The organism is Pseudomonas sp. Colony2 (genome assembly GCF_019382755.1).
Taxonomy (GTDB): Bacteria; Pseudomonadota; Gammaproteobacteria; order Pseudomonadales; family Pseudomonadaceae; genus Aquipseudomonas.
The window spans coordinates 5,034,001-5,055,699 of the sequence record NZ_CP080030.1 but is presented as its reverse complement, the minus strand read 5'-3'; the positions used below and the strand labels follow the sequence as shown (position 1 = coordinate 5,055,699).

At 62.8% G+C, this 21,699-nt stretch carries 24 protein-coding genes; 7 read left to right on the top strand and 17 right to left on the bottom strand.

Going from position 1 to position 21,699, the window contains the following annotated elements; all coding sequences use genetic code 11:
- The first annotated feature begins 50 nt into the window (after positions 1-50).
- Complete coding sequence (locus JV201_RS20105; protein ID WP_003209001.1) at positions 51-275, top strand: MbtH family protein; 225 nt, start codon at positions 51-53, stop codon at positions 273-275.
- Between the two features lie 149 nt (positions 276-424).
- On the opposite strand, the gene JV201_RS20100 is transcribed toward JV201_RS20105, so the two are convergent.
- Genes JV201_RS20100 through JV201_RS20065 form a run of 8 tightly spaced genes read right to left on the bottom strand, consistent with a single transcriptional unit; the run spans position 425 to position 6,579 of the window.
- On the bottom strand, positions 425-1,372 hold the full coding sequence (locus JV201_RS20100) for a metal ABC transporter solute-binding protein, Zn/Mn family (RefSeq protein ID WP_177039995.1): 948 nt from the start codon (positions 1,370-1,372) through the stop codon (positions 425-427).
- Positions 1,372-2,271, bottom strand: coding sequence for a metal ABC transporter permease (locus tag JV201_RS20095; protein WP_003208998.1), 900 nt, complete (start codon positions 2,269-2,271; stop codon positions 1,372-1,374). Before JV201_RS20095 ends, JV201_RS20100 begins: the two co-directional genes overlap by 1 nt.
- Positions 2,268-3,014, bottom strand: coding sequence for a metal ABC transporter ATP-binding protein (locus JV201_RS20090; RefSeq protein ID WP_219405968.1), 747 nt, complete (start codon positions 3,012-3,014; stop codon positions 2,268-2,270). The genes JV201_RS20095 and JV201_RS20090 overlap by 4 nt, the downstream gene beginning before the upstream one ends.
- A complete protein-coding gene (locus tag JV201_RS20085) occupies positions 3,011-3,931 on the bottom strand; it encodes a metal ABC transporter substrate-binding protein (protein WP_023659272.1) in 921 nt (306 codons plus the stop codon). Before JV201_RS20085 ends, JV201_RS20090 begins: the two co-directional genes overlap by 4 nt.
- 26 nt (positions 3,932-3,957) lie before the next feature.
- A complete protein-coding gene (locus JV201_RS20080; RefSeq protein WP_102605703.1) occupies positions 3,958-4,518 on the bottom strand; it encodes a DUF6162 family protein in 561 nt (186 codons plus the stop codon).
- Complete coding sequence (locus tag JV201_RS20075; protein WP_003208992.1) at positions 4,515-4,844, bottom strand: hypothetical protein; 330 nt, start codon at positions 4,842-4,844, stop codon at positions 4,515-4,517. Before JV201_RS20075 ends, JV201_RS20080 begins: the two co-directional genes overlap by 4 nt.
- Positions 4,841-5,380 (bottom strand): hypothetical protein, encoded by a 540-nt coding sequence (locus JV201_RS20070; protein WP_008431660.1) that lies wholly within the window; start codon positions 5,378-5,380, stop codon positions 4,841-4,843. The genes JV201_RS20075 and JV201_RS20070 overlap by 4 nt, the downstream gene beginning before the upstream one ends.
- Entirely contained in the window at positions 5,377-6,579 is a 1,203-nt protein-coding gene (locus tag JV201_RS20065) for a PepSY domain-containing protein (protein ID WP_087695105.1), read from the bottom strand. Before JV201_RS20065 ends, JV201_RS20070 begins: the two co-directional genes overlap by 4 nt.
- Before the next feature lie 251 nt (positions 6,580-6,830).
- On the opposite strand from JV201_RS20065, the gene leuC reads away from it, so the two are divergent.
- Together leuC and leuD are read left to right on the top strand one after the other, a co-directional pair.
- On the top strand, positions 6,831-8,252 hold the full coding sequence (gene leuC / locus JV201_RS20060) for a 3-isopropylmalate dehydratase large subunit (RefSeq protein WP_219405967.1): 1,422 nt from the start codon (positions 6,831-6,833) through the stop codon (positions 8,250-8,252).
- Complete coding sequence (leuD, locus tag JV201_RS20055) at positions 8,249-8,863, top strand: 3-isopropylmalate dehydratase small subunit (RefSeq protein ID WP_219405966.1); 615 nt, start codon at positions 8,249-8,251, stop codon at positions 8,861-8,863. The genes leuC and leuD overlap by 4 nt, the downstream gene beginning before the upstream one ends.
- A 386-nt stretch (positions 8,864-9,249) precedes the next feature.
- On the opposite strand, the gene JV201_RS20050 is transcribed toward leuD, so the two are convergent.
- The 4 genes from JV201_RS20050 to JV201_RS20035 form a co-directional block, all read right to left on the bottom strand.
- Entirely contained in the window at positions 9,250-10,164 is a 915-nt protein-coding gene (locus JV201_RS20050) for a LysR substrate-binding domain-containing protein (RefSeq protein ID WP_173883068.1), read from the bottom strand.
- A 192-nt stretch (positions 10,165-10,356) separates the two neighbouring features.
- The gene (gene dctA / locus JV201_RS20045; protein ID WP_003207293.1) at positions 10,357-11,661 is read right to left on the bottom strand and encodes a C4-dicarboxylate transporter DctA; all 1,305 of its coding nucleotides are present in this window, start codon (positions 11,659-11,661) and stop codon (positions 10,357-10,359) included.
- A gap of 98 nt (positions 11,662-11,759) precedes the next feature.
- Positions 11,760-12,635, bottom strand: coding sequence for an alpha/beta fold hydrolase (locus JV201_RS20040; protein ID WP_008430843.1), 876 nt, complete (start codon positions 12,633-12,635; stop codon positions 11,760-11,762).
- Between the two features lie 238 nt (positions 12,636-12,873).
- Positions 12,874-13,335, bottom strand: a complete 462-nt coding sequence (locus JV201_RS20035) for a VOC family protein (protein WP_003210114.1) — start codon at positions 13,333-13,335, stop codon at positions 12,874-12,876.
- A gap of 235 nt (positions 13,336-13,570) precedes the next feature.
- Here JV201_RS20035 and JV201_RS20030 point away from each other — a divergent pair, with 235 nt between their 5' ends.
- From JV201_RS20030 to JV201_RS20020, 3 genes are read left to right on the top strand one after another with little or no spacing between them, the layout of a single operon-like run.
- Positions 13,571-14,794, top strand: a complete 1,224-nt coding sequence (locus JV201_RS20030; RefSeq protein WP_177028805.1) for an SfnB family sulfur acquisition oxidoreductase — start codon at positions 13,571-13,573, stop codon at positions 14,792-14,794.
- Positions 14,795-14,797: 3 nt separating this feature from the next.
- The gene (locus tag JV201_RS20025; protein ID WP_008430846.1) at positions 14,798-15,463 is read left to right on the top strand and encodes a methionine ABC transporter permease; all 666 of its coding nucleotides are present in this window, start codon (positions 14,798-14,800) and stop codon (positions 15,461-15,463) included.
- 29 nt (positions 15,464-15,492) lie between these two features.
- Complete coding sequence (locus JV201_RS20020) at positions 15,493-16,263, top strand: MetQ/NlpA family ABC transporter substrate-binding protein (protein WP_003210120.1); 771 nt, start codon at positions 15,493-15,495, stop codon at positions 16,261-16,263.
- 146 nt (positions 16,264-16,409) lie between these two features.
- Here JV201_RS20020 and soxR read toward each other — a convergent pair whose 3' ends face one another.
- Positions 16,410-16,853 carry a redox-sensitive transcriptional activator SoxR gene (gene soxR, locus JV201_RS20015; RefSeq protein WP_003210123.1) on the bottom strand — a complete coding sequence of 148 codons (444 nt, stop codon included), beginning with the start codon at positions 16,851-16,853 and terminating at the stop codon, positions 16,410-16,412.
- Between the two features lie 90 nt (positions 16,854-16,943).
- On the opposite strand from soxR, the gene JV201_RS20010 reads away from it, so the two are divergent.
- Positions 16,944-17,306, top strand: a complete 363-nt coding sequence (locus tag JV201_RS20010; RefSeq protein ID WP_043226062.1) for an antibiotic biosynthesis monooxygenase — start codon at positions 16,944-16,946, stop codon at positions 17,304-17,306.
- Here JV201_RS20010 and JV201_RS20005 read toward each other — a convergent pair.
- The 4 genes from JV201_RS20005 to msuE are packed head-to-tail and all read right to left on the bottom strand — an operon-like array spanning position 17,298 to position 21,366.
- Entirely contained in the window at positions 17,298-18,401 is a 1,104-nt protein-coding gene (locus tag JV201_RS20005) for a sigma-54-dependent Fis family transcriptional regulator (protein WP_219405965.1), read from the bottom strand. The genes JV201_RS20010 and JV201_RS20005 overlap by 9 nt on opposite strands.
- Positions 18,402-18,412: 11 nt before the next feature.
- Positions 18,413-19,600: an acyl-CoA dehydrogenase family protein gene (locus JV201_RS20000; RefSeq protein ID WP_003210129.1), complete on the bottom strand. Its 1,188-nt coding sequence runs from the start codon at positions 19,598-19,600 to the stop codon at positions 18,413-18,415.
- A gap of 47 nt (positions 19,601-19,647) precedes the next feature.
- The gene (gene ssuD / locus JV201_RS19995) at positions 19,648-20,793 is read right to left on the bottom strand and encodes an FMNH2-dependent alkanesulfonate monooxygenase (RefSeq protein WP_003210130.1); all 1,146 of its coding nucleotides are present in this window, start codon (positions 20,791-20,793) and stop codon (positions 19,648-19,650) included.
- 9 nt (positions 20,794-20,802) lie between these two features.
- The gene (gene msuE / locus JV201_RS19990) at positions 20,803-21,366 is read right to left on the bottom strand and encodes an FMN reductase (RefSeq protein ID WP_003210131.1); all 564 of its coding nucleotides are present in this window, start codon (positions 21,364-21,366) and stop codon (positions 20,803-20,805) included.
- Between the last annotated feature and the right edge of the window lie 333 nt (positions 21,367-21,699).

Here is a 21,699-nt window from a genome sequence, read left to right as displayed (position 1 = left end):
CATCAGCTGTGCGTGGTGCGCAGCCAGCCTTACCCCGACGGAGAACAGCAATGACCTCAGTATTCGACCGCGAAGACATCCTGTTTCAGGTAGTGGTCAACCATGAAGAACAATATTCCATCTGGCCCGACTACAAGGCCGTGCCGGAAGGCTGGCGCACCGTGGGCAAGAGCGGGATGAAGAAAGAGTGCCTGGCCTACATCGAAGAAGTGTGGACCGACATGCGCCCGCTGAGCTTGCGCCAGAAGATGGATAGCCAGGCACTTGCCGGCTGACCCGGACCTCGGGCATAACACCGACTCAAATGTGGGAGCGGGCTTGCTCGCGAAGGCGTTGTTTCAGTCACCGTATGTGTTGACTGTCACACCGCATTCGCGAGCAAGCCCGCTCCCACATTTACTGTGTTTCGCCGGTGAGAGGCGCGTTACAGCGCCTTGATCACCTGATCCACATTGCCTTCCAGTTCCGCCACCGGGTCGGCGCCATCGGTGCCCAGCACCAGCAACTTCGCCCCGCCCGCCGTGACCGCCGCCTGCACTGCATCGCTTGGCTTGCGGTGATGCAGCACCACGGCCACCTCATTCTCCTTCAAGCCTTCGCTCAGTTGCTGCAACGCCTCGGGTGTCCACTCGGTATCCGCCCTTGCATCGGTGCTGACCAGCTCCAGGTTCAAGCCACTGACGAGATAACCAAAGTGATCGCTCAAGCTGGCCACCGTCAGGTTATCGGCCTTGGCCAGTCGCGCTTCGCTGTCGGCGGTGAGCTTGAGCAAGCGTTGCTTGAGCGCGGCCAGGTTGGCTTCGATCTGCGGCTTGGCCTCGGGTGCCAGGCGGCTCAGGTCGGCGGCCATCACATCGGCCATGCGCCCCATGTTGTTGCTGGCTTGCCACGGCTGGCTGTTCAGGCCGTCGGTGGCGCCCGGCTGCACGGCAATCCCCGGCAAGCCGCCGTCCACCGGGCGCGCGGCGTCGACTTCGACGATGCGGATATTGCTGCGCCGGGCCACCGGGTACAGCGGGTCGTCGGGCCACAGCGAGCGCAGGCCGATGGCTGCATCGGCGTCCAGCGCCAGGGTGTTCAGCGCCTGCGCACCGCGCCCGGTGAAATAGGCGACTTGCCGCGAGCCGGGCAGGTTGGCCGGTGCCGCGCGCTCAAGCTGTACGTCAGTGCCTTTGAGCAACACCTGCGCCAAGCCATAGGTGATCGGCAAGGCGGCGAGGACTTTTACCGGTTTTGTCGCCTTGGCCTGGTTCAAGGCAGCATGGCCAACGCCTTGGTTGGCGGTGATCTGTAGCGGCTTGACGCCGTCGGCGGCGAATGCCGGTGTGACAATGGCCAGGGCCAGAAGCAGTGGTCGAAACATCGGGCGCATTATCCAAGATTCCCTTTCAGGCTGGGGACCGTGCCGCGGGCGATGGCGGCGAGGGCGAAGGCGATACCGGCTACCAGGATGATCGCGGCACCGGACGGAATCGGCAGGTCGAAGATGATCGGCAGCAGGATCCCGCACAGGGTGCTGACGGTGGCGATCACCACCGAGATCCAGAAGAAGCCCTTGAGCGACTGGCTCAACAGGCGTGCGGCGGCCGCCGGAATCACCAGCAACGCACCCACCAGGATCGCGCCGATGACCTTGACCGCCGCCACGGTGATCAGGGTCACCAGGATCACGAACAGGTAGTCCAGGGTCTTCACCGCCACCCCGCGCACCGCCGCCAACTGCGGGTTGAAGCTGGCGAGCATGATGCGGTTGTACAGTGGCAGGGCCAGGGCCATCACCAGCGCGCCGACAATCGCCAGCACCAACAGGTCATTGCCGTTGACGGTCAGCACCGAGCCGAACAGCACGTTTTCGAGAATGTGCACGTTGATCTTGCCCGCCAGAATGAGCAGCAGGCTCGCGCCCAGGGCCAGGGACACCGAGAGGAATACGCCGATCAGCGTGTCCGGCGCCAGGCCCGTGCGGTTGCGCAGGTAGTTGAGCAGGATCCCGAACAGCAGGCAGTAGCCGAACAGGCTGCCGTAAGGCCCGGTGTAGGGTTCCCCCAGCAGAATGCCCACGGCCACGCCGGTCAGTGCGGCATGGCCCACGGCTTCGGAAAAGAACGCAAAGCGCTTGACCACCACCAGGGTGCCCAAACCGCCCAGCACCGGGCCGATCAGCAGGCCGGCGAGCAGGGCGTTGACTACAAATCCATAGGCCAGCGCTTCCGGCAGATACCCGGAAGACGCCCAGCCCTGGACCATCAGGCGAAAGGCTTCATAGCTCATAAGGCCGGGCTCCGTGGGTGGGTGGAGAACAGGGTCAGCAGGCGGTCCGGGGTCAGTGCTTCTTTCGGCGTGGCGTCGAACAGCACGCGGCGGTTCAGGCCGGTGACGCGATCGGCCAGGCGGCCGACGGCTTCCAGGTCGTGTTCGATCCACAGCACGGTGATCCCGGCCTGGCGCCAATCGTTCAGCAGCCGCTCGAACACCTGGATCCCGGCTTCGTCCAGCGCCGACATCGGTTCGTCCAGCACCAGCAATTGCGGTGCCGGGATCAAGCCCTGGGCCAACAGCACCCGCTGGCGTTCACCGCCAGACAGCGCACCCATGCGCCGCTTGCGCTTGTCCTGCATGCCGACCCGTTCCAGTGCGTCGCCAATCGCGGCGGCGTAATGTTTGGACAGCCCGAGAAACGCCGGACGCCGCTGGCACATCGCGGCCATGAAATCGTCGACGGTCATCGGCAAGCCCCGGTCGAACTCCAGCGCCTGGGGCACGTAGCGGATGGTGCCGGGTGCATCCGGCCAATGCAGGCTCAACTGGCCCTGGTGCGGCGTTTGCCCCAGCAGGGTCTTGATCAGCGAGCTTTTGCCGCCGCCGTTGGGGCCCACCAGCGCATGGATGCTGCCGGGCTGCACCTGGAAACTCACTGCATCGAGGATCACCGTACGGCCCAGGGTCAGCGCGACGTTATCGAAGTCGAGGGTCGGGCCAACGCTGGCCACACTGAGGTGTTCAGCCGCCGTCATGCCCCGGACTCCTGAATCGCCCGCACCACGGTGTTGAGGTTGCCGGTCATTTCCACTTCGTATTTTTCCGCGCTGTAGTCGCCATAGGAAATATGCGACAGCGGGTACAGCTTCACCCCGGATTCACGCTGGATGGTGTCGACGTAGCTGGACGGGAAATCCATCTCCGAGAAGATCACTTTCACGTCCAGTTCCCGCAGTTGGTCGATGGTTTTCTTCAACTGGCTGGGGCTCGGCTCGATGCCGTGGGCCGGTTCCACCACGGCGGTGACTTCCAGGCCGAATTCCCGCAGCAGGTAGTCATATGCCGCGTGCACGGTGGCCACCCGCAGGTCGGGGTTGGGCGCGCTGGTGAGCTTGGCCAGGGCGTCGGCGCGCATCTGGCGCAGGCGCTTGCCGTAGGCGCGGGCGTTCTGGGTGTAGGTCTTGGCGTTGTCCGGGTCGAGTTTGCCCAGTTCCCGGGCAATGTTGTTCACCTGGGCAATCGAGGCGCTGATGGACAGGAAGGTGTGCGGGTTGACCACCTTGCCCGCACCGCGCGCAGCGTTGCCGGTGGCGGCCAGCAGCGGCACGTTGGCGTTGGCCTCGATCACCGGGATGTCCGGGCGCTCGCTGGTGGCGATCATGCGGTCGGCGAAATCGTCATGGCCGACGCCGTTGAGCACGATCACATCAAGGGTGCCGATGCGTTTGATGTCTTCGGCGCGGGGTTCGTAGGCATGGGGATTGAAACCGGCCGGGATCAGCGGGACAACTTCAGCCTTGTCGCCGACGATATTGGCGACGTAGCTGTAATACGGGTGCAGGGTGATGCCGATGCGCAGGCGCTTTGCCGGGTCGGCACTGGCGAACGGGGCCAGCAGCACGGTGATCAGGCCGACCAGCACCAGACGTAATAATGGAGATGAAATAGACATGGTCTTCTCTCGGCTGCAACGTGAATTCAGTGACGATGCTGGCGGGTGACACCGGCATCGAATTGCGCGACTACCTGCTGCCAGCCCGCGCTGATCAGCGCCTGGTCAGTGAGGTCGGTGGGGGCGGTGAGGTGGGCGCTGCGGTTGAGCCAGATATCCGGCTCGGCGCCGCGGATGCGCATCAACAGCGAACCGCTGAGGTCCGGCGTCTGGCTCAGGCCCAGATAGGCCGCGTCCAGCAACTGCCAGCGGTGGTCGCCACGGCTCACCGAACTGGCGTCCTGGGCGAAGGGCGCGAAGCCCTCTTCGGCCAGCTGTTCAGGCGTCGGCAGGGCGCTGTGTTCCTCCTGCAGCAAGTGGATTTCATCCAGGGTCACCCGCAGGTCGGCGTAGATGCCTTGCTCGGCGGCGCTGAGGTCGCGGCGGGCGTCCAGTTGGTGGCTGGGCACGGCGGCGATCTCCTGGCTTTCACCGCGCAAGGCCACCACCGTGCCGGCAACGGCGAGGATGATCAGGCACAACAGCAGGACATACAGGGTTTCGTGCCCGGCACCGGCCGGGCGCACGACTTGGGTTGTACGGCTCATTGGGGCTGGATATCCGCTTGGTCGATTTCCACCACGTGGCCGGGGCCGGCATCAAACAACACGTAGAACTCGGCGGAGGGTTTCTTGAAGGTCAGCTTCGAGTCTTCTCCCAGCTTGCCTGGCACCAGGATGGTCTCGTCGTAGCCGATCACATCCAGGGTCACGCCGGGGGCACCGCTGCCATCGGAGAAACCACCGGTGCACTGGATCTGCTCGCCGGCGATTTCCTTGCATTCGCACATCGGGTTGTGGGCGAGGGCGACGGTACTGAAACCGGCACTGAGGATCAGCGCGCCAACGGTGCGGGCCAGTTGCGGCAAAGTCATGGTTTAACTCCTCGTTTTTTCAGCCAGTCGATGGTGGCCGGCGATGCCTGGCTCAAGGGAATGGAGGCCTGGTGCATGGCGCCGTCCCAGCCTTCCATGGTGATCCACACTTCGGCGTCCAGCGGGGTGCGCTCAGGGATCGGCAACGCAGCGCCCATGCGGTATGGGGTGCCGAAGAAAATCACCCCGGCCGCCCGCAGGCTGCGGGGCTTGCCGATACGCAGGTAGGTCGCCTTGACCTGGTCGATGCACGTGGCACACAGGGCAGCGTTGAAGGATTTCATCGGGCCTGCCGGGTCCGGGCGCGGCGGCTCGTTGCGTAGCTCGGCGAGCTTCAGGCTCCAGGGGCCGACCTGTACTTCGCCGATCTCCCGTTCACCCAGGCCGCTGTCGCCGCGAAACAGTGCCGCGTCGGCAAAGTACTTGGGCATGAAGCCCAGGGGCACCAGCAACAGCAGGATATTGATGTGGAATCGCCATTTGAGCCAGAAGGCCCGCAGGGGCGAGGGGGGTTGAACCGTCATGGCCTTGTTCATGGGTTGGCCTCCGTGGTCTCAGCCTGCAAGGCCTGGGTTTTCGCCGGTTGACGGGCTGCCTTGGCTTCGCGTTTCAGCGCATTGAGGGTGGCCAGGGCCGTGCGTTTGGTCCAGATCAGCAAGCCGCTCAAGACCATCATGCTCAGCACCAGGCCGAAGAAGGCCCAGATCAGCTTGATCCAGATCCCGCCAAAGTCCCCGGTGTGCAACGGGCGCATGGATTCGGTGACGAACTCCAGGGCCGAACGGTCGGACAGCAGGTGCGAGGCGGCGATTTCGCCGTTGTACGGGTTGATTTCCGCGGTCTGGAACATCAGCGGGTACCAGCCACGCCCGCCGATGCGCAGGTGACTGTAGGCGTTGCTGGGCAGGCTCACGAAGCTGGCCTCAAGCCCGGGAATGCGCTGGGTGGCGATGTTGATCGCCTCGTCCAGGGGAATCATGGGCGCCGGTACGCCCGGGGCGGACATCGGCACTTTGTCGCGGGCAATCGCCGGGACGATCGGCTCGCTGGAAATGGTGATCTGGTTATCACCCAGGATCGCCTGGATCAGGAACCAGGTGCCGGTGATGGAAATCACCGCGATAAACCAGATCGACCAGATGCCGCTCAACCGGTGGAAGTCGCCCCAGAAAATCCGCGCACCGTGACGAATGCGCAGGGTCGGCCTGAAAAAACCTTTCCAGAAACGCTTGTAGACCACGAGGCCGGTGACCAGCGAGGCCAGCAGCGGCAAGCCCAGCAGCGAGACCAGGTACCAGCCCCAGCTGTAGCCATTGGTGAAAGGCACCAGCCACCAGCCATGCAGGGCACGGGTAAATTGCTGGAAGTTGAACGATGGGCTGATGCCCTGGATCACCCCGGTGTATGGGTTGACGTAGACCTCCAGCGAGCGCCCGTCGGGGTAGCTGAGGTCGGCGCTGAGGGCGAAGTGCGATTCGTCCGGGCGGCTCAGGGATTCGACGATCACCTGGGGTTCGGCGCGCTTGATGGCGCCGATCACCTGGTCGTAGGTGAGCGGTTCGGCATCGTCCGACGGCTTGCTGGCGCGGATGTCCGGGTTGGCCAGCCAGACGATCTCCTGGCTGACCACCGCCAGGGTGCCGGTGACGCAGACGATCAGCACAAAGAACCAGATGGGCAATGCCAGCCAGCTGTGCACGAGAAACCAGAGTTTTGAGCGTGACTTCTTCGACATGTGAATGAGGGTCTTGATCGGAGGGAGGCGGTAAAGGCCCGGAAAACGCCACCCGTAGCTTTTGCTGACGCGAGCGGCTGTATCTAAGTTAAGACGGATGAGAAACACAAAACCCTAAGGCGGATATGAAAGTAAATGTTTCAGATACGCATTCATGCAACACGAAACATGTTCCGAGCCATCACCAAGGCGGGATTGATGGGGCGGGGGCGCTGCCTATGATGGGGTCATACCGTTGAGCGAGCCCCATAATGACTTCTGCCAGAACCCTCTACGACAAACACATCGATTCCCACACGGTGTGCCGCCTGGATGAACAGGGCCATGTGCTGCTGTACATCGACCGCCAGGTGATCAATGAATACACCAGCCCGCAAGCTTTCAGCGGCTTGCGCGAGGCGGGCCGTGGTGTGTGGCGGCCCGGTACGGCGCTGGCGGTGGTCGACCATGTGAACCCCACCACGCCCAAGCGCATCGCGACCATGCCGGATGCGGGCGGCGCGCGCCAGGTGTCGTACCTGGCGGAAAACTGCCGGGATTTCGGGATCGAGCTGTTGGATATCCTCGACAAGCGCCAGGGCATCGAACACGTGATCGCCCCGGAGCAGGGTTTTATCCTGCCGGGCATGGTGATCGCCGCCGGCGACAGCCACACCACCACCTACGGGGCCTTGGGCGCGTTCGGCTTTGGCATTGGCACTTCGGAAATCGAGCATTTGCTGGCCTCGCAAACCCTGGTCTACAAGCGTCTGAAAAGCCTGCGTGTGACCGTGGACGGCGAACTGGCCCGTGGGCTGACCTCCAAGGACGTGATCATGGCGCTGATCGGCAAGATCGGTGCCTCGGGTGCCACCGGCTACGCCATTGAGTTTTGTGGGTCGACCATCGATGCCCTGAGCGTCGAGGCGCGCATGACCATCTGCAACATGGCGGTGGAAGCCGGTGCACGTGGAGCCTTCATGGCGCCGGACGAAAAGGTCTTCGTCTACCTCAAGGGCAAGCCACGCGCGCCGAAGGGCGAGTTGTGGGAACGCGCCCTGGTGGGCTGGCGCCAACTGCACTCGGATGCCGACGCGGTGTTCGACCTCGAGGTGCAACTGGATGCCAGCGCCCTTGAACCGATGGTCACCTGGGGCACCAGCCCCGACCAGGCCGCGCCCATCGGTGCCCGAGTGCCCGACCCGCAAGACATCAGCGACCTGATCCTGCGCCAGGACATGCGCCGCGCCTTGAACTACATGGGCCTGGAAGCGGGCATGCCGTTGAGCGACATTGTGATCAGCCACGCGTTTATCGGCTCCTGCACCAACGCCCGCATCGAAGACCTGCGCGACGCCGCCAGCGTGGTGCGCGGCAAGCACGTGGCCGACCATGTGCGGGCGATGATCGTGCCGGGCTCCACCGAAGTGCGTGACCAGGCCGAAGCCGAAGGCCTTGCCGCGATCTTTATCGACGCCGGGTTTGAATGGCGCCAGTCGGGCTGCTCGATGTGCCTGGCGATGAACGACGACGTGCTGGAGCCGGGCGACCGCTGCGCTTCCAGCACCAACCGCAATTTCGAAGGCCGCCAGGGCGCGGGTGCCCGCACGCACCTGATGAGCCCGGCCATGGTCGCCGCTGCGGCCATCACTGGCCGGCTGACGGATATTCGCCACTTTGGAGACCGCACATGAGCTTGCAACCCTTCACTCGGATCACCGGCAAGGCGGCGCCGATGCTGGCGGCCAATATCGACACCGACGTGATCATGCCCAAGCAGTTTCTCAAGGGCATCGACCGCAACGGGCTGGATCGCGGGTTGTTCTTTGATTTGCGCTTTTTGCCCTCGGGGGAGCCTGACCCGCAATTTGTGCTGAACCAGCCGGCCTGGCAGGGCGCGAGTTTTATGGTAGTGGGGCCGAACTTCGGCTGTGGGTCCAGCCGGGAGCATGCGGTGTGGGGCTTGAAGCAGATGGGCATTCGCGCGTTGATCGGCAGCAGCTTTGCGGGGATTTTCTATGACAACTGCCAGCGTAACGGGGTGTTGTTGATCACGCTGGAGGAGGCGGTGTTGCAGCGGTTGGGGCAGATGGTGAGTCAGCCTGAGCGGGCGCAGATCAGTGTGGACCTGGAGGCGCAGGAGATTCTTTTGGCGGACGGGCAGGTGATTGCGTTCCAGATCGATACGTTGCGCAAGACTGCGTTGTTGTTGGGGTTGGATGCTATTGGCACGACGTTGCAGCGCAGTGAGCAGATCAAGGCGTTTGAGCGTGTGCATTTGGCGGCCAATCCCTGGCTCGGGTGATGGGGCTGTAGTTGCAGGTTGGCTGCTCTGCACTGCCTGCGTTCGGCCTCGGGCTGAATGGGGCAGTCAGATCAAAATCAAGAGCACAGCGGCCTCCCGGCCGGCTTGAGTGTTAAAAGCAAAAGCAAAGACCAGAGCGAAAACAGATCTGCTTTTCTGTGGGAGCGGGCTTGCTCGCGAAAAACCTGAGAGCGCCGCGTTCATCCAGAATGCCCGCGTCATCGTTAACGACCTTCGCGAGCAAGCCCGCTCCCACATTTGGACCGTGCCCGCTTTTGATTTGGCTTTTTGCTCTACAACACTCAAGCCGGCCGGTAGGCCGCTGTAAGAGCAGAACCGTCAGCGGCCGTTACCGCAGCAACGGATATGTACTCAAACCCGGCACGCTAAATCGACAACCCCTTGAAGTGCTCCTGCAAAAACTCCACACACGCCCGCAACTTCCCGGAGTAGGCCAGCCGCGTCGGGTACACCGCCCACACGTTGGCGCTCTGGGTGTAGTCGTGCAGCACCTGCACCAGTTTCCCTTGCTCCAGCAGCGGCTTCACATCCCACATCGAACGCAGCAACACGCCGCGCCCGTCCAGGGCCCATTGCAAAACGATCTCGCCGTTATTCGACGACAACGGCCCGCGCACGCGCACGCTGTCCTGCACGCCATCGCGCTCCAGGTGCCAGATGCCAAACGCGTTGTCGCGCTCCTTGAGCACCAGGCAGTCGTGCTGTTCCAGGTCGCTCAAGTGCTGCGGCACACCACGGCGTTCGAGGTAGGCGGGCGCCGCACACAGCACCCGCCGGTTACTCACCAGCCGGCGACCGATGTGTTGCCCGGGGATGTCGTCGCCCACGCGAATCTCCAGGTCGAAACCCTCGCTGACGATATCCACCACCCGGTCGAACAGGTCCAGGCGAATCTCCAGGTCCGGGTATTGTTCGGCCAATAGCGACAAGGCCGGTGCCACATGGTTACGACCGAAACCGAAGCTGCTGCACAAATGCAGGTGGCCGCGCGGGCTGTCGTGGGCGTCGGAAAGCTCGTCGGACAACTGCTGGAAGTCTTCGAGAATCCGCACGGCCCAGCGCTGCACACGCTCGCCATCTTCGGTCAGGGCGATACGGCGGCTGGTGCGGTGCAGCAGGCGGGTGGCGAGGGTGGTTTCGAGAATCTGGATACGCTTGCTGACGTAGGCCGGGGACAAACCCAGCTCGTCGGCAGCCGCAGCAAAGCCGGCCTTGCGGATCACGGTCAGGAATACCCGCAGGTCTTCAGGTAGGGGCACGGTATCTTTCTTGTTGTTCATCAGAAACAGGCATGGCGGCATGAACCGCCAGAATAGCACCGGTATGGCGAAGGAGTTTCTGTGGTGAGGGAGCTTGCTGTGGCAAGGGAGCTTGCTCCCGCTGGAGTGCGTAGCGCTCCCAAAGATCTTGGGGGCCGCTGCGCAGCCCAGCGGGAGCAAGCTCCCTCGCCACAGGGGATTGGTGTTTAAGGGTTACTCGGCGGCGATCTTCGCCTGGGCGGCGGCCCGTGCATGGCGGCCGTGCTTGAGGGCGATGGGCGCCATTTTTTCGCGATCCAGTTCACCTTCCCACGCAGCCACCACCAGCGCCGCCACGGCATTGCCGATGATGTTGGTCAGTGAGCGGCATTCAGCCATGAACCGGTCCACACCCAGGATCAGCACCATCGCCGCCACCGGCACCGTCGGCACCACCGCGAGGCTGGCGGCCAGCGCGACAAAACCTGCGCCCACCACCGCACCGGCGCCTTTTGAGGTAAGCATCGCCACCGCCAGCAGGGTCAGTTGTTGCTCCAGCGTCAGGTCGATATTGGTCGCCTGGGCCAGGAACAGCACCGCCAGGGTCATATAGATGTTGGTGCCGTCCAGGTTGAAGGTGTAGCCGGTGGGCACCACGATCCCCACCACGCCTTTGGACGCGCCAAGGCTTTCAAGTTTCTGGATCAGTTGCGGCAGCGCAGATTCGGAGGAGCTGGTGCCCAGCACGATCAACAGTTCAGCCTTGATGTAGGTCAGCAGCTTGAAGATGCTGAACCCCACATACCGGGCGATGCTGCCCAGCACCACGGCGACGAAGAAAAACGCGGTGACATAGAACGTGCCCACCAGTTTCAACAGCGGCAGCAGCGAGCCCAGGCCGTATTTGCCGATGGTGAAGGCGATGGCCCCGAAGGCCCCGATCGGCGCGACGCGGCTGATCATCCCGACGATGCGGAAGAACACTTCGCTGGCCTGGTTGATCACGCCGACCAGGGGCCGGCCCTTCTCGCCGATCATCACCAGCCCGAGGCCAAACAGCACCGACACAAACAGTACCGGGAGGATTTCGCCTTTGGAGAAGGCGTCGAAGAAGGTAGTGGGGATCACATGCATCAGGAACCCGGTGACGCCTTCGCCGTGTTCGGCCTGGCCGACAAAACCGGCGATGGCGGAGGTGTCGAGGGTCTTCACGTCGATATTGAAACCCACGCCGGGGTGCAGCAGGTGCGCGGCGAGGATGCCGATTACCAGGGCGATGCTGGAGACGATCTCAAAGTACAGCAGCGCCTTGCCGCCGACTCGGCCCACCTGCTTCACGTCGTGCATGCTGGTGATGCCGGAGACCACGGTGCAGAAGATGATCGGGCCGATGATCATCTTGATCAGCTTGATAAACCCGTCGCCCAACGGCTTGAGGTCGATGCCCACCTGAGGCCAGTGGTTGCCAATCAACACGCCCAGCACAATGGCGATGATCACCTGCACATACAGGGTTCCCAGCAGTTTTCTGATTGTCATTTTTATTATCTCGAGACGTTTTTTGGGCAAGCAGATCCCGTCGCAGGCTGTTTCAAGCCTGCGGGGCGGGATCGGTCAGGTCAGCGGTTCATAAAGGCTCAGCGAAGGAAGGTCAGGACTTCGCCGAGCAGCACTTCAGGGATTTCTTCTGCGATGTAGTGGCCGGCCGGCAGGGCCTTGCCACGTACGTCGGTCGCGACTTTCTGCCATTCCTTGAGGGGTTCGAAGCAGCGCCCGACGGTGCCTTCGGCGCCCCACATCACCAGCAGCGGCAGCTCCAGGTGGTTGCCCTTGTCGATATCGGCGCGGTCGTGCTCAAGGTCGATGCCAGCGGCGGCGCGATAGTCCTCGCAGATCCCGGTGGCGGTGCCGGGCAGTTTCAGGCAACGCAGGTATTCGGCGAAGGCTTCATCGGTGAACGGCTTGAGCCCGGCACTGCGGCTGCCCATGACGCTGCGCAGGTAGAGTTCCGGGTTGCCTTCAATCAGGCTCTCGGGCAACGGCGCCGGGCGGATCAGGAAGAACCAGTGCCAGTAGGCGCGGGCAAAGGCTTCGTCGGTCTGGGCGTACATGGACAGGGTTGGTGCGATGTCCAGCAGCACCATGCGCTGCACGGCCTTGGGGTGGTCCAGGGCCAGGCGATGGGCGACGCGGGCGCCACGGTCGTGGGCCAGCACCGAGAACTCGTCGAAGCCCAGGGCTTTCATCAGCTCGACGCCGTCGCGGGCCATTTCACGTTTTGAATAATTGGTGTGATGGTCAATGGCGGCGGGCTTGCTGCTGTCGCCATAACCGCGCAGGTCGGCGGCGACCACGGTGAAGTGTTCGGCCAGTTGCTCGGCGACCTTGTGCCAGATGACGTGGGTCTGCGGGTGCCCGTGCAGCAGGAGCAGGCCGGGACCCGCGCCGCCTTTGCGGTAGCTGATGTCCACACCGTTGACGTGGCGCTGGTCTTTTTGGAATCCGGCGAACATGGAATGACTCCTTGTGATGATTGCTTGCATCCTGAAATCACACGGCGCCCGGGGCAAGGGGGAAAGCGTGGAGGGGTTGTTCATGAAGTGTGTTGAAGCCCGATCTTTCAGGCAGTGCAGGTCAACGGTGGGAGCTGGCTTGCCTGCGATGCAGGCAACTCGGTGTATCAGTCGCACCGAGGTGATGCCATCGCAGGCGAGCCAGTTCCTACCGTTGGGTTGCGTCGCCCAGGCGACTTCATCCTTGCTTGAACAACGCCTCGGCCCGCTGGCGAACCTGCGCCTCGGTCAAGTCCTCCTTGCGCGTGGCCAGGAACCACACATGCCCGAACGGGTCTTTCAGCGTCCCGGAACGGTCACCGTAGAACTGATCCTTGGGTTCTGAAATCGCCGTGCCGCCGGCCTTGATGGCCTGGGCGAACTGTTGGTCGACATCTTGCACATAGAGATGCAGGCACACGCTGGGGTGTTCTTTTCCCGGGCTGCCGAACGACATTTCGCCACAGGGCGAGGCCATCATGATCGCCGAATCGCCAATGCGCAGTTCGGCATGGCCGATCTTGCCGTCGGGCATGTCCAGGCGCATGACTTCGGTGGCACCAAAGGCTCGTTTGTAGAACTCGATGGCTTCAGCGGCTTTGTCGATGCCCAGGTACGGCGTGATGCTGTGGTAGCCCTCGGGAATGGGTTTAACGCTCATATCGTTCTCCTTGATGGTGGTAGTTGAGGGACGGCTTTTTCACTATAGGCCACGTGCGCCGTGGCTTGCGGGCAGCCGACGAGGTGTTGCCCAGGCAACAGCAAACCGGCAGTTTGCTGCGCCAAGGGCGGTCTGCCGCGCGTATATCGGGAGCAAACCCTTGTGTTTGAAGGCCAGGCGCCTCAGGCACAGAAGCTGCAATGCCTCTGGCAAACCATTCGCCCGAGAGCGTTGTATGTCTGTACTGCCTGTATCTGCCGATTACCCGATTCACACGCCCCACGCCGAGTTGATCCGCGACGAGGCCCACGCACTGGCCGTTGCCCATCGGGTTGCTGCCGTGTTGCTGGAGCAGGACGCCGAGCGCGACCGCACCCGCCAGGTGCCTGCGGAGGTCGTCGACCTGTATTCCAACAGCGGCCTGTGGGGCATCAGCGTGCCCCGCGAGTTTGGTGGTGCCCAGGTGTCCTACGCGGTGTTGGCCCAGGTGATTGCGATTATCTCGGCGGCCGACCCTTCGCTGGGGCAAATCCCGCAGAACCATTACTGCCTGCTGGAAGATATCCGGCTGCAAGGCACGCCCGAGCAGCAGGCGTACTTTTTTGGCCTGGCGCTGGAAGGGCATCGGTTTGCCAATGCGCTGTCGGAAACCGGCGGCAAGAACGTCCAGGACATCCAGGCGACCATTCGCCGGCAAGGCGATGGCTATGTGATCAACGGCCGCAAGGGTTATTGCACCGGTTCGCTGTATGCCCACTGGCTGGCGGTGCTGGCGCTGGATGAACAGCAAAATGCGCAATTGGCGTTCGTGCCGCGCGGCACCGCAGGCCTGGTGGTGGTCGACGACTGGGACAGCATGGGCCAACGCACCACCTCCAGCGGCACGGTGCTGGCCGAAGGCTTGAAGGTGCCGGCGTTCAATCTGTTTCCTACCCATCGCTCCTACGATTCGCCGACCCTGGCCGGGCCTTTCGCCCAATTGACCACCGCCGCCATCGACGCCGGCATCGCCCGTGCCGCGTTGCGTGACACGGTGCAGTTCGTCCGGCAATTCGCCCGTCCATGGATCGATGCCGGGGTGGAGAACGCCAGTGAAGACCCGCTGACTATCATCCAGGTCGGCGCGCTGGATATTCGCCTGGAAGCGGCGGAAGCCTTGCTGGAGCGGGCCGGCAAGGCGCTGGACGCCGCGCGCCCGGCACCTGATGAAGACAACGTTGCCCACGCCTCCCTGGCTGTCGCGCGAGCCAAGGTACTGACCACTGAAATCGCCATTGAAGCCAGCAACAAGCTCTTCGAACTCGGCGGCACCCGCTCCACCCTGAAGAAGCACAACTTCGACCGTCACTGGCGCAATGCACGGGTGCATACCCTGCATGACCCGGTGCGCTGGAAGTATCACGTGGTGGGCAACTGGCTGCTCAACGGCGCCAAGCCACCGCGTCACGATTGGTCTTGACCCATGGCCGAGCTGTTTAAAAACATCTATTGGGCCGACATCGGCCAAGCCTGCCTGGAAACCCTGAGCATGCTCAGCGCGGCCCTGGGTTTTACCGTGCTGCTGGGGTTGCCGCTGGGGGTGCTGTTGTTCCTCACCGGCAAGCGCCAGTTGCACGAAACCCTAGTGGTGTATCGGGCGCTGTCGGTGGTGGTCAACGTGCTGCGCTCGCTGCCGTTCATCATCCTGCTGATTGTGCTGATCCCGGTGACCACCCTGCTGGTGGGCACCTCCCTGGGCGTGGCCGGTACGATTCCGCCGTTGGTGGTGGGCTGTACGCCGTTCTTTGCGCGGCTGGTGGAAACCGCCTTGCGCGAAGTCGACCGTGGCGTGGTGGAGGCTACCCAATCCATGGGCGCCAGCACCTGGCAGGTGATCCGCCACACGTTGTTGCCGGAAGCCCGGGGCGGGCTGCTGGCAGCGGTCACTGTCACCGCGATTGTGCTGGTGGACTACACCGCCATGGCCGGGGTGATCGGTGGCGGTGGCCTGGGCGACCTGGCTATCCGCTACGGCTATCAGCGTTTCCAGACCGACGTGATGGTGGTCACCGTGTTGCTGCTGTTGGTGCTGGTGCAGGCCCTGCAGATGACCGGTGACCGTTTGGTGGCGCATTACAGCCGCCGTTGATTCCTATAACTAATGCCTTCGGAGCAACCATGAAAAAATCCCTGGCCATCTTGGCCGCTGTCTTGTCCTTCAATGCCTTTGCCAACGAGACGCTGGTCGTCGGCGCCACGCCCGTGCCTCACGCCGAGATCCTCGAGTTCGTAAAGCCGGTGCTGGCCAAGGAAGGCGTGGACCTGCAAATCAAGGTCTTCACCGATTTCATCCAGCCCAACCAGCAACTGGCGCTGAAGAACATCGACGCCAACTACTACCAGTACCGGCCATTCCTGGATGACTACAACAAGACCCGGAATACCAACCTGGTGCCGGTGGTCGGTGTGCACATCGAGCCTTTCGGTGCGTACTCGACCAAGATCAAAAATATCTCGGAGTTGAAAGACGGCGCGACAGTGTCGATCCCCAACGACCCGGTCAACACTGGCCGCGCCTTGGTGCTGCTGGACGAAGCCGGCCTGATCAAGCTCAAGGACCCGAGCAACACCCTGGCCACGCCGCGGGATATCGTTGAAAACCCCAAGCACCTGAAAATTCGTGAACTGGAAGGTGCGTTGCTGGCCCGCTCGGTGAGCCAGGTGGACCTGGCGTTCGTGTTTGCCAACTACGCCCTGGAAGCGGGGATCGACACCAACAGTGCGTTGATCGTCGAGAAGGGCAAGAGCCTGTATGTGGAGTACCTGGTCGCGCGCCCGGACAACATCAATGACCCTGGCATCCAGAAACTGGCCAAGGCGTTGAACTCCGATGAAGTGCGCCAGTTCATCCTGACCCGCTATAAAGGCCAGATTGCCCCGGGATTCTAAGTCTGACGGCGATCAAAATGTGGGAGCGGGCTTGTGTGGGAGCGGGCTTGCTCGCGAAGGCGGTGGATCAGCCACTGCATCTGGCGACTGACACCCCGCTTTCGCGAGCAAGCCCGCTCCCACATTGATCGAGTTTTACCCCGCCATTATGTGGACGGCTCCAAGAGTTGTGCCCCAGGCCCGCGATCACCCAGTACGTCGTCGTGATTGCGCAACGGGCACGCCTCCAGCGACAGGCACCCGCAGCCAATACAGCCGTTGAGTTTATCCCGCAGCAACATCAGTTTTTCGATGCGCTGGTCCAGGTCCTCACGCCATAGCGCAGACAGGCGCTCCCAATCGGCAGCGTTGGGCGTGCGGCCATCGGGCAAGGTTTGCAGCGCGTCATGGATCGTCGCCAGGGGAATGCCCAAACGCTGGGCAATCTTGATCACCACCACCCGGCGCAACACATCCCGCGGATAGCGCCGCTGGTTGCCGGCGTTGCGGTGGCTCTTGATCAACCCCTTGGTTTCATAAAAGTGCAGCGCGGTAACCGCTACGCCACTGCGGGCTGCCAGTTGGCCGACGGTGAGTTCTTTGGTGACCATGAAAAAGCCCTTGACCTTGACTTAACTAGAGGTTTTACCCTGCGTGGCATCGAATCGCAAGATTGTGCCTACAGTGAGAGGGGAATGTTCATGCAGGTATTAGAGAAGAGTCTGAGTTTTACCCAGATGGTCGAATTCCACATCGAGCCTCAGCAGCAATCCGCGTTGGTAGCGGCCCTGTCATCCCAGAGCGAGCGCCTGGCCCAGGGCCATGGCGGCTTCATCAATGCCAGCGTGCAGGTCAGCGATGATGGACGCCGGGTGCTCAGCTACCTGCAATGGCGCTCCCGCGAGGAGGGGGAAGCGGCCTTCAAGTGTTTTGAGCACGGTGAGGAAGATTTCTGGACGCTGATCCGCGCCCACCAGGCCAAGGCAGTGACCTTCGGTTCGTTCCAGGTGCTGCGCAGCATCGAGCGCAGCCATGACAACGCTCTGCACTGCCGCCTAAATTGACAGGTGCAGCATGCGTTCGCCCTGTACGTTTTCGCCGGGGCGTCGCTTGTTCACCGCCAGCTCGCCGATCTTGATCAAACGGGTACGGGTCACGTTGCGGCTCAGGCCCAGCAGGTTGGCGGTGTGCACCTGGTTGTAATGGCTGAAGCGGTAGGCGGCGCGCAGCAGCGCATCCTCGACCTTTTCATGCAGGGCCCCGGCCTGTTCCTCGAAGAGCTTTTGAAAGGCGCGTTCCAGCAGGGCTTCGGCGCTGTTGTCGGTGCCGTGCTGGCTGTCGTCCTGACGCTCGATGCGCATGTTCGACAGGCGTAGGTCGTCGCGCTCGATCACCCCGTTGCGGCAGATCAGCAGGGTGTGGTGGATCACGTTTTCCAGCTCGCGGATGTTGCCCGGCCAGCTGTAGCTTTTGAGCTTTTGCTCGGCCTCGCGGCTGATGGTGATCGGGCCGTAACCCAGGCGCTGGCTGTAGGCTTCGATGAAATGCCGGGTCAGTGGCAGGATGTCACCGAGCCGATCCCGCAGGGGGCTGAGCTCGAGGCTGACCACGTCTAGGCGGTAGTACAGGTCTTCGCGGAAATGCCCGGCATTGATGGCTTTCTCCAACTGAACGTTGGTGGCCGCCAATACCCGCACGTCGATGGGAATGCTTTTGCGTGAGCCCAGGCGCACCACTTCGCGTTCCTGCAGTACCCGTAGCAGCTTGACCTGGATCGCCATCGGCAAGTCACCGATTTCATCGAGGAACAAGGTGCCGCCGTCCGCCTCTTCGAACCAGCCGGCCTTGGCACTGAGGGCGCCGGTGAAGGCGCCTTTTTCATGGCCGAACAGCTCGGCTTCCACCAGGGATTCGGAAAACGCGCCGCAGTTCACGGCCACGAAGGGCCGGTTGCGCCGGGCGCTGAGGTTGTGGATATGGCGCGCCACCAGCTCTTTACCGGTGCCGGTTTCGCCGATGATCAACACGCTGGCTTCGCTGGGCGCGACTTGCTGGATGTGCGCCAGCAGCGCCTGGGATTTGGGGTCTTCGAAGACCTGGGCCGTGGCGCGGATCGAGGTCGCAAGAGCGGGCGAGGGCGGTAAGGTTAAAAGCTGCATGGGCACCTCTTCTAGGAGTAGAACGTGGGAATCGGCAGGGACTGGTTCAACGCCCAGTCCCCCAGTTCGTGGAGCTTGTAGTCCACCGGGTCGTGCAAGGTTTGCGTGCGCAGGTTGCGCCAGTGCCGGTCCAGGCGCAGCGAGGCGTGAGTGGAGCGCGCGCCGGTGACTTCGAACAGGCGGCTGCACAGCTCCAGGCCGTTGCGGGTGGCAGCGACCTTGGCCGTGGCGATGGCGATGGCCAGCTCGCCGCGCTCGCTTTCACTGAGGCTCGGGCCCTTGGCCCAGGCCTGGTCCAGCAGTTCGGCGGCGCGTTCCACCAGCAGGCGCACGCCTTCCAGCGCGACCCAGAATTCGCCGTAGTGGTTGAGCACGTACGGGTCCTGGCGAATGTCCTGCACCGTGGATTTATGCCAGGGCCGGGTTTCGGTCAGGGTGTAATTCCGGGCTTCGGCAAACGCGCCTTCGGCGATGCCGAGGAACATGTGGGTGAAGGTCAGTTGAGCGATCAGTGGGCGCAGGCAGGCGAAGGGCGTACTCAGCGGGCCGGGATCGAGGAGCAATTCCGACTCTTCCACGCGTACCCGTTCGAAGCTGGCGCTGCCGCTGTCGGTCTGGCGCTGGCCGATGTTGTTCCAGTCATTGTGCAGGGTGATGCCACTGCGCCCGCTGGGGATGGCCGCGATCAGCAGCTTGCCGCCGGCGCTTTCATCCACCGCCGAGGCGATCAGCATTTCCGAGTCGCTGGCTCCGGAGCAAAAGCTCTTCTTGCCGGAGAATTCGCGCCAGCCGTTGTAGGCCTTGACCACTGTGCGCGTGTCCAAGGGGTTGAGGGCGTTGCCCCAGAACCAGTTCTTGCGCGCGGTTTGTTCGAACCAGGGTTGCCATTGCTCCGGGCGTGAGAACAGGCGAACGGTGGCGAGCATCAGGTGATGAAAACCGAAGACGTGGGCGATGGAGCTGTCGACCTTGGCGAATTCGCGCACGATCTCCAGGGTTTCGCTCCAGCGGGCGCCGAGGCCGCCGTATTGGGTGGGAATGCTCAGGGCCAGCAAGCCGCTTTGGCGCAGGGCGTCACGTTCGGTCTTCGGTGTGCCGCCGCGCTCGTCGCGTTCGACGGCAGTGAGGGCAAATTCGGCGGCCAGCAGTTTGGCGGTCTGCAAGGGTGAGGGCAGGACGCTGTTGGGTTTGGCTGTCACGCGGTATTCCTCATGGTGTGCCGGGGCGTGCCCCGGCAGACGGCAGGTCAGGCCTTGGCTTTTGCCGGCAGGACGTCGTTGGCAATCATTTCGCCGAACGGCCCGGTGAGGTTGGTGACGCCGCGCCCGGCCAGGCTGGCGTAGGGTTCCGGCAGCAGCGGGAACACCAGTTCGGCAAAGCGATACGCCTCTTCCAGGTGCGGGTAGCCGGAGAAGATGAAGCTTTCGATGCCCAGGTCTGCGTATTCCTTGATGCGCTCGGCGACTTGCTGAGGGTTGCCCACCAGGGCCGTGCCCGCGCCGCCACGTACCAGGCCGACGCCGGCCCACAGGTTGGGGGCGATCTCAAGGTTGTCGCGGCGCCCGTCGTGCAGGGCGGCCATGCGCCGCTGGCCTTCGGAGTCAAAGCGCGAGAAGGATTTTTGCGCGGCGGCGATGGTTTCGTCGCTGATGTGCTCGATCAGTTTGGCTGCGGCTTTCCAGGCGTCTTCTTCGGTTTCGCGCACGATCACATGCAGGCGAATCCCGAATTTGACGGTGCGCCCGTGGCGGGCGGCGCGCTCACGCACGTCGGCGAGTTTCTCGGCGACGGCGGCCGGTGGTTCGCCCCAGGTCAGGTACACGTCGACTTGTTCGGCGGCGAGGTCGTGGGCAGCGTCCGAGGAACCGCCGAAGTACAGCGGTGGATATGGCTTCTGCACCGGTGGGTAAAGTGCCTTGGCGTTCTGCACGCGCAGGTGTTTGCCTTCGAAATCCACCGATTCGCCTTGCAGCACGCGGCGCCAGATCTTGAGGAATTCGTCGGTCACTTCGTAGCGTTCGCTGTGATCGAGGAAGCTGCCGTCGCCGCGGTTTTCGTCGGGGTCGCCGCCGGTCACCACGTTGATCAACAGGCGGCCATTGGACAGCCGGTCGAGGGTGGCGGCCATGCGGGCCGAGACGGTTGGCGAGATGATCCCCGGACGAATCGCCACCAGGTAACGCAGGCGTTCGGTCAACGGCACCAGCGCCGAGGCAATCACCCAGGAGTCTTCGCAGGAGCGGCCGGTGGGAATCAGCACGCCGTGGTAGCCGAGGTTGTCGGCGGCCTGGGCGACTTGTTTCAAATAGTTGAGGGTGACCGGGCGAGCGCCCTGGGTGGTGCCCAGGTAGTGGCCGTCACCGTGTGTAGGCAGAAACCAGAAAACATCCATGACAAATCCTTAAGCGATTTTCAGCAGAGAGGTGGGATGCGCGGCAAACAACGGCGCGGCGCGTTCTGCAGCAAGGCGAATGCGGGCCTTCAAGGGCTCACTGGTTATGTGGTAATCGGTGAAGTCGGCCTCGGTGGCGTACACGCCAATGGGCAAGGTCAGGGCCTGGAAGAAACTGAACAGCGGGCGCAACTGGTGATCGAGTACCAGGGCGTGGCGTTCGCTGCCGCCGGTGGCCGCCAGCAACACCGGGGTGTTGATCAGGGCGTTGAGGTCGACCAGGTCGAACAGGTGCTTGAGCAGGCCGGGGTAGGAGCCGCGATACACCGGCGCGGCAACGATCAGCAGGTCGGCCTGTTCGATGGCCTGCAGTTGCGCTTCGACGTCGGCGGGCAATTCCTGGCGCGACAGTGCGCCGCCCAGCGGCCGGGCAATGTCGCCCAGTTCGATCAGGGTGGCCTGGATCGGCAATTGATCGGCCAGTTCGGCCAGCACCGCCTGGGTCAACACCAGGGTGCGGGACGGACGCCAGGTTCCGCCGGAGAGGGCAACGACATTCAGTGGACGGGTCATCAACAGTTCCTTTTTCAACAGTGGCTCAGGGCAAGAGCAGTAGCAGGGCTTGAGCAAGAGCTGTACCAAGCTGTGCAGCCCTTGACTGGCGTGGCCTCTGTGCCAGGTGTTGGAAAATGGTGGTGTTGTCTGCCTGGTGTTTTGTTGAATGACTGTTGCCTGGGCAACAGTTGCCAGGCGAACAGTGGCGTGAGTGTTGAGGCCATTTATAGAGGGTTGTGTTTATTCCGTAAATGAACGTATTTCCATATTTATAGACCTAAATGGAATATGGGGCGCGACTATCAGAAGTGTCGCAAAGGTTGATAGCGACTATCACGGCTGATGATTTTT

Coding starts and splice junctions, on each gene's coding strand:
- JV201_RS20105 (WP_003209001.1), top strand. CDS start 51: ATGACCTCAGTATTCGACCGCGAAGACATCCTGTTTCAGGTAGTGGTC.
- JV201_RS20100 (WP_177039995.1), bottom strand. CDS start 1,372: ATGCGCCCGATGTTTCGACCACTGCTTCTGGCCCTGGCCATTGTCACA.
- JV201_RS20095 (WP_003208998.1), bottom strand. CDS start 2,271: ATGAGCTATGAAGCCTTTCGCCTGATGGTCCAGGGCTGGGCGTCTTCC.
- JV201_RS20090 (WP_219405968.1), bottom strand. CDS start 3,014: ATGACGGCGGCTGAACACCTCAGTGTGGCCAGCGTTGGCCCGACCCTC.
- JV201_RS20085 (WP_023659272.1), bottom strand. CDS start 3,931: ATGTCTATTTCATCTCCATTATTACGTCTGGTGCTGGTCGGCCTGATC.
- JV201_RS20080 (WP_102605703.1), bottom strand. CDS start 4,518: ATGAGCCGTACAACCCAAGTCGTGCGCCCGGCCGGTGCCGGGCACGAA.
- JV201_RS20075 (WP_003208992.1), bottom strand. CDS start 4,844: ATGACTTTGCCGCAACTGGCCCGCACCGTTGGCGCGCTGATCCTCAGT.
- JV201_RS20070 (WP_008431660.1), bottom strand. CDS start 5,380: ATGAACAAGGCCATGACGGTTCAACCCCCCTCGCCCCTGCGGGCCTTC.
- JV201_RS20065 (WP_087695105.1), bottom strand. CDS start 6,579: ATGTCGAAGAAGTCACGCTCAAAACTCTGGTTTCTCGTGCACAGCTGG.
- leuC (WP_219405967.1), top strand. CDS start 6,831: ATGACTTCTGCCAGAACCCTCTACGACAAACACATCGATTCCCACACG.
- leuD (WP_219405966.1), top strand. CDS start 8,249: ATGAGCTTGCAACCCTTCACTCGGATCACCGGCAAGGCGGCGCCGATG.
- JV201_RS20050 (WP_173883068.1), bottom strand. CDS start 10,164: ATGAACAACAAGAAAGATACCGTGCCCCTACCTGAAGACCTGCGGGTA.
- dctA (WP_003207293.1), bottom strand. CDS start 11,661: ATGACAATCAGAAAACTGCTGGGAACCCTGTATGTGCAGGTGATCATC.
- JV201_RS20040 (WP_008430843.1), bottom strand. CDS start 12,635: ATGTTCGCCGGATTCCAAAAAGACCAGCGCCACGTCAACGGTGTGGAC.
- JV201_RS20035 (WP_003210114.1), bottom strand. CDS start 13,335: ATGAGCGTTAAACCCATTCCCGAGGGCTACCACAGCATCACGCCGTAC.
- JV201_RS20030 (WP_177028805.1), top strand. CDS start 13,571: ATGTCTGTACTGCCTGTATCTGCCGATTACCCGATTCACACGCCCCAC.
- JV201_RS20025 (WP_008430846.1), top strand. CDS start 14,798: ATGGCCGAGCTGTTTAAAAACATCTATTGGGCCGACATCGGCCAAGCC.
- JV201_RS20020 (WP_003210120.1), top strand. CDS start 15,493: ATGAAAAAATCCCTGGCCATCTTGGCCGCTGTCTTGTCCTTCAATGCC.
- soxR (WP_003210123.1), bottom strand. CDS start 16,853: ATGGTCACCAAAGAACTCACCGTCGGCCAACTGGCAGCCCGCAGTGGC.
- JV201_RS20010 (WP_043226062.1), top strand. CDS start 16,944: ATGCAGGTATTAGAGAAGAGTCTGAGTTTTACCCAGATGGTCGAATTC.
- JV201_RS20005 (WP_219405965.1), bottom strand. CDS start 18,401: ATGCAGCTTTTAACCTTACCGCCCTCGCCCGCTCTTGCGACCTCGATC.
- ssuD (WP_003210130.1), bottom strand. CDS start 20,793: ATGGATGTTTTCTGGTTTCTGCCTACACACGGTGACGGCCACTACCTG.
- msuE (WP_003210131.1), bottom strand. CDS start 21,366: ATGACCCGTCCACTGAATGTCGTTGCCCTCTCCGGCGGAACCTGGCGT.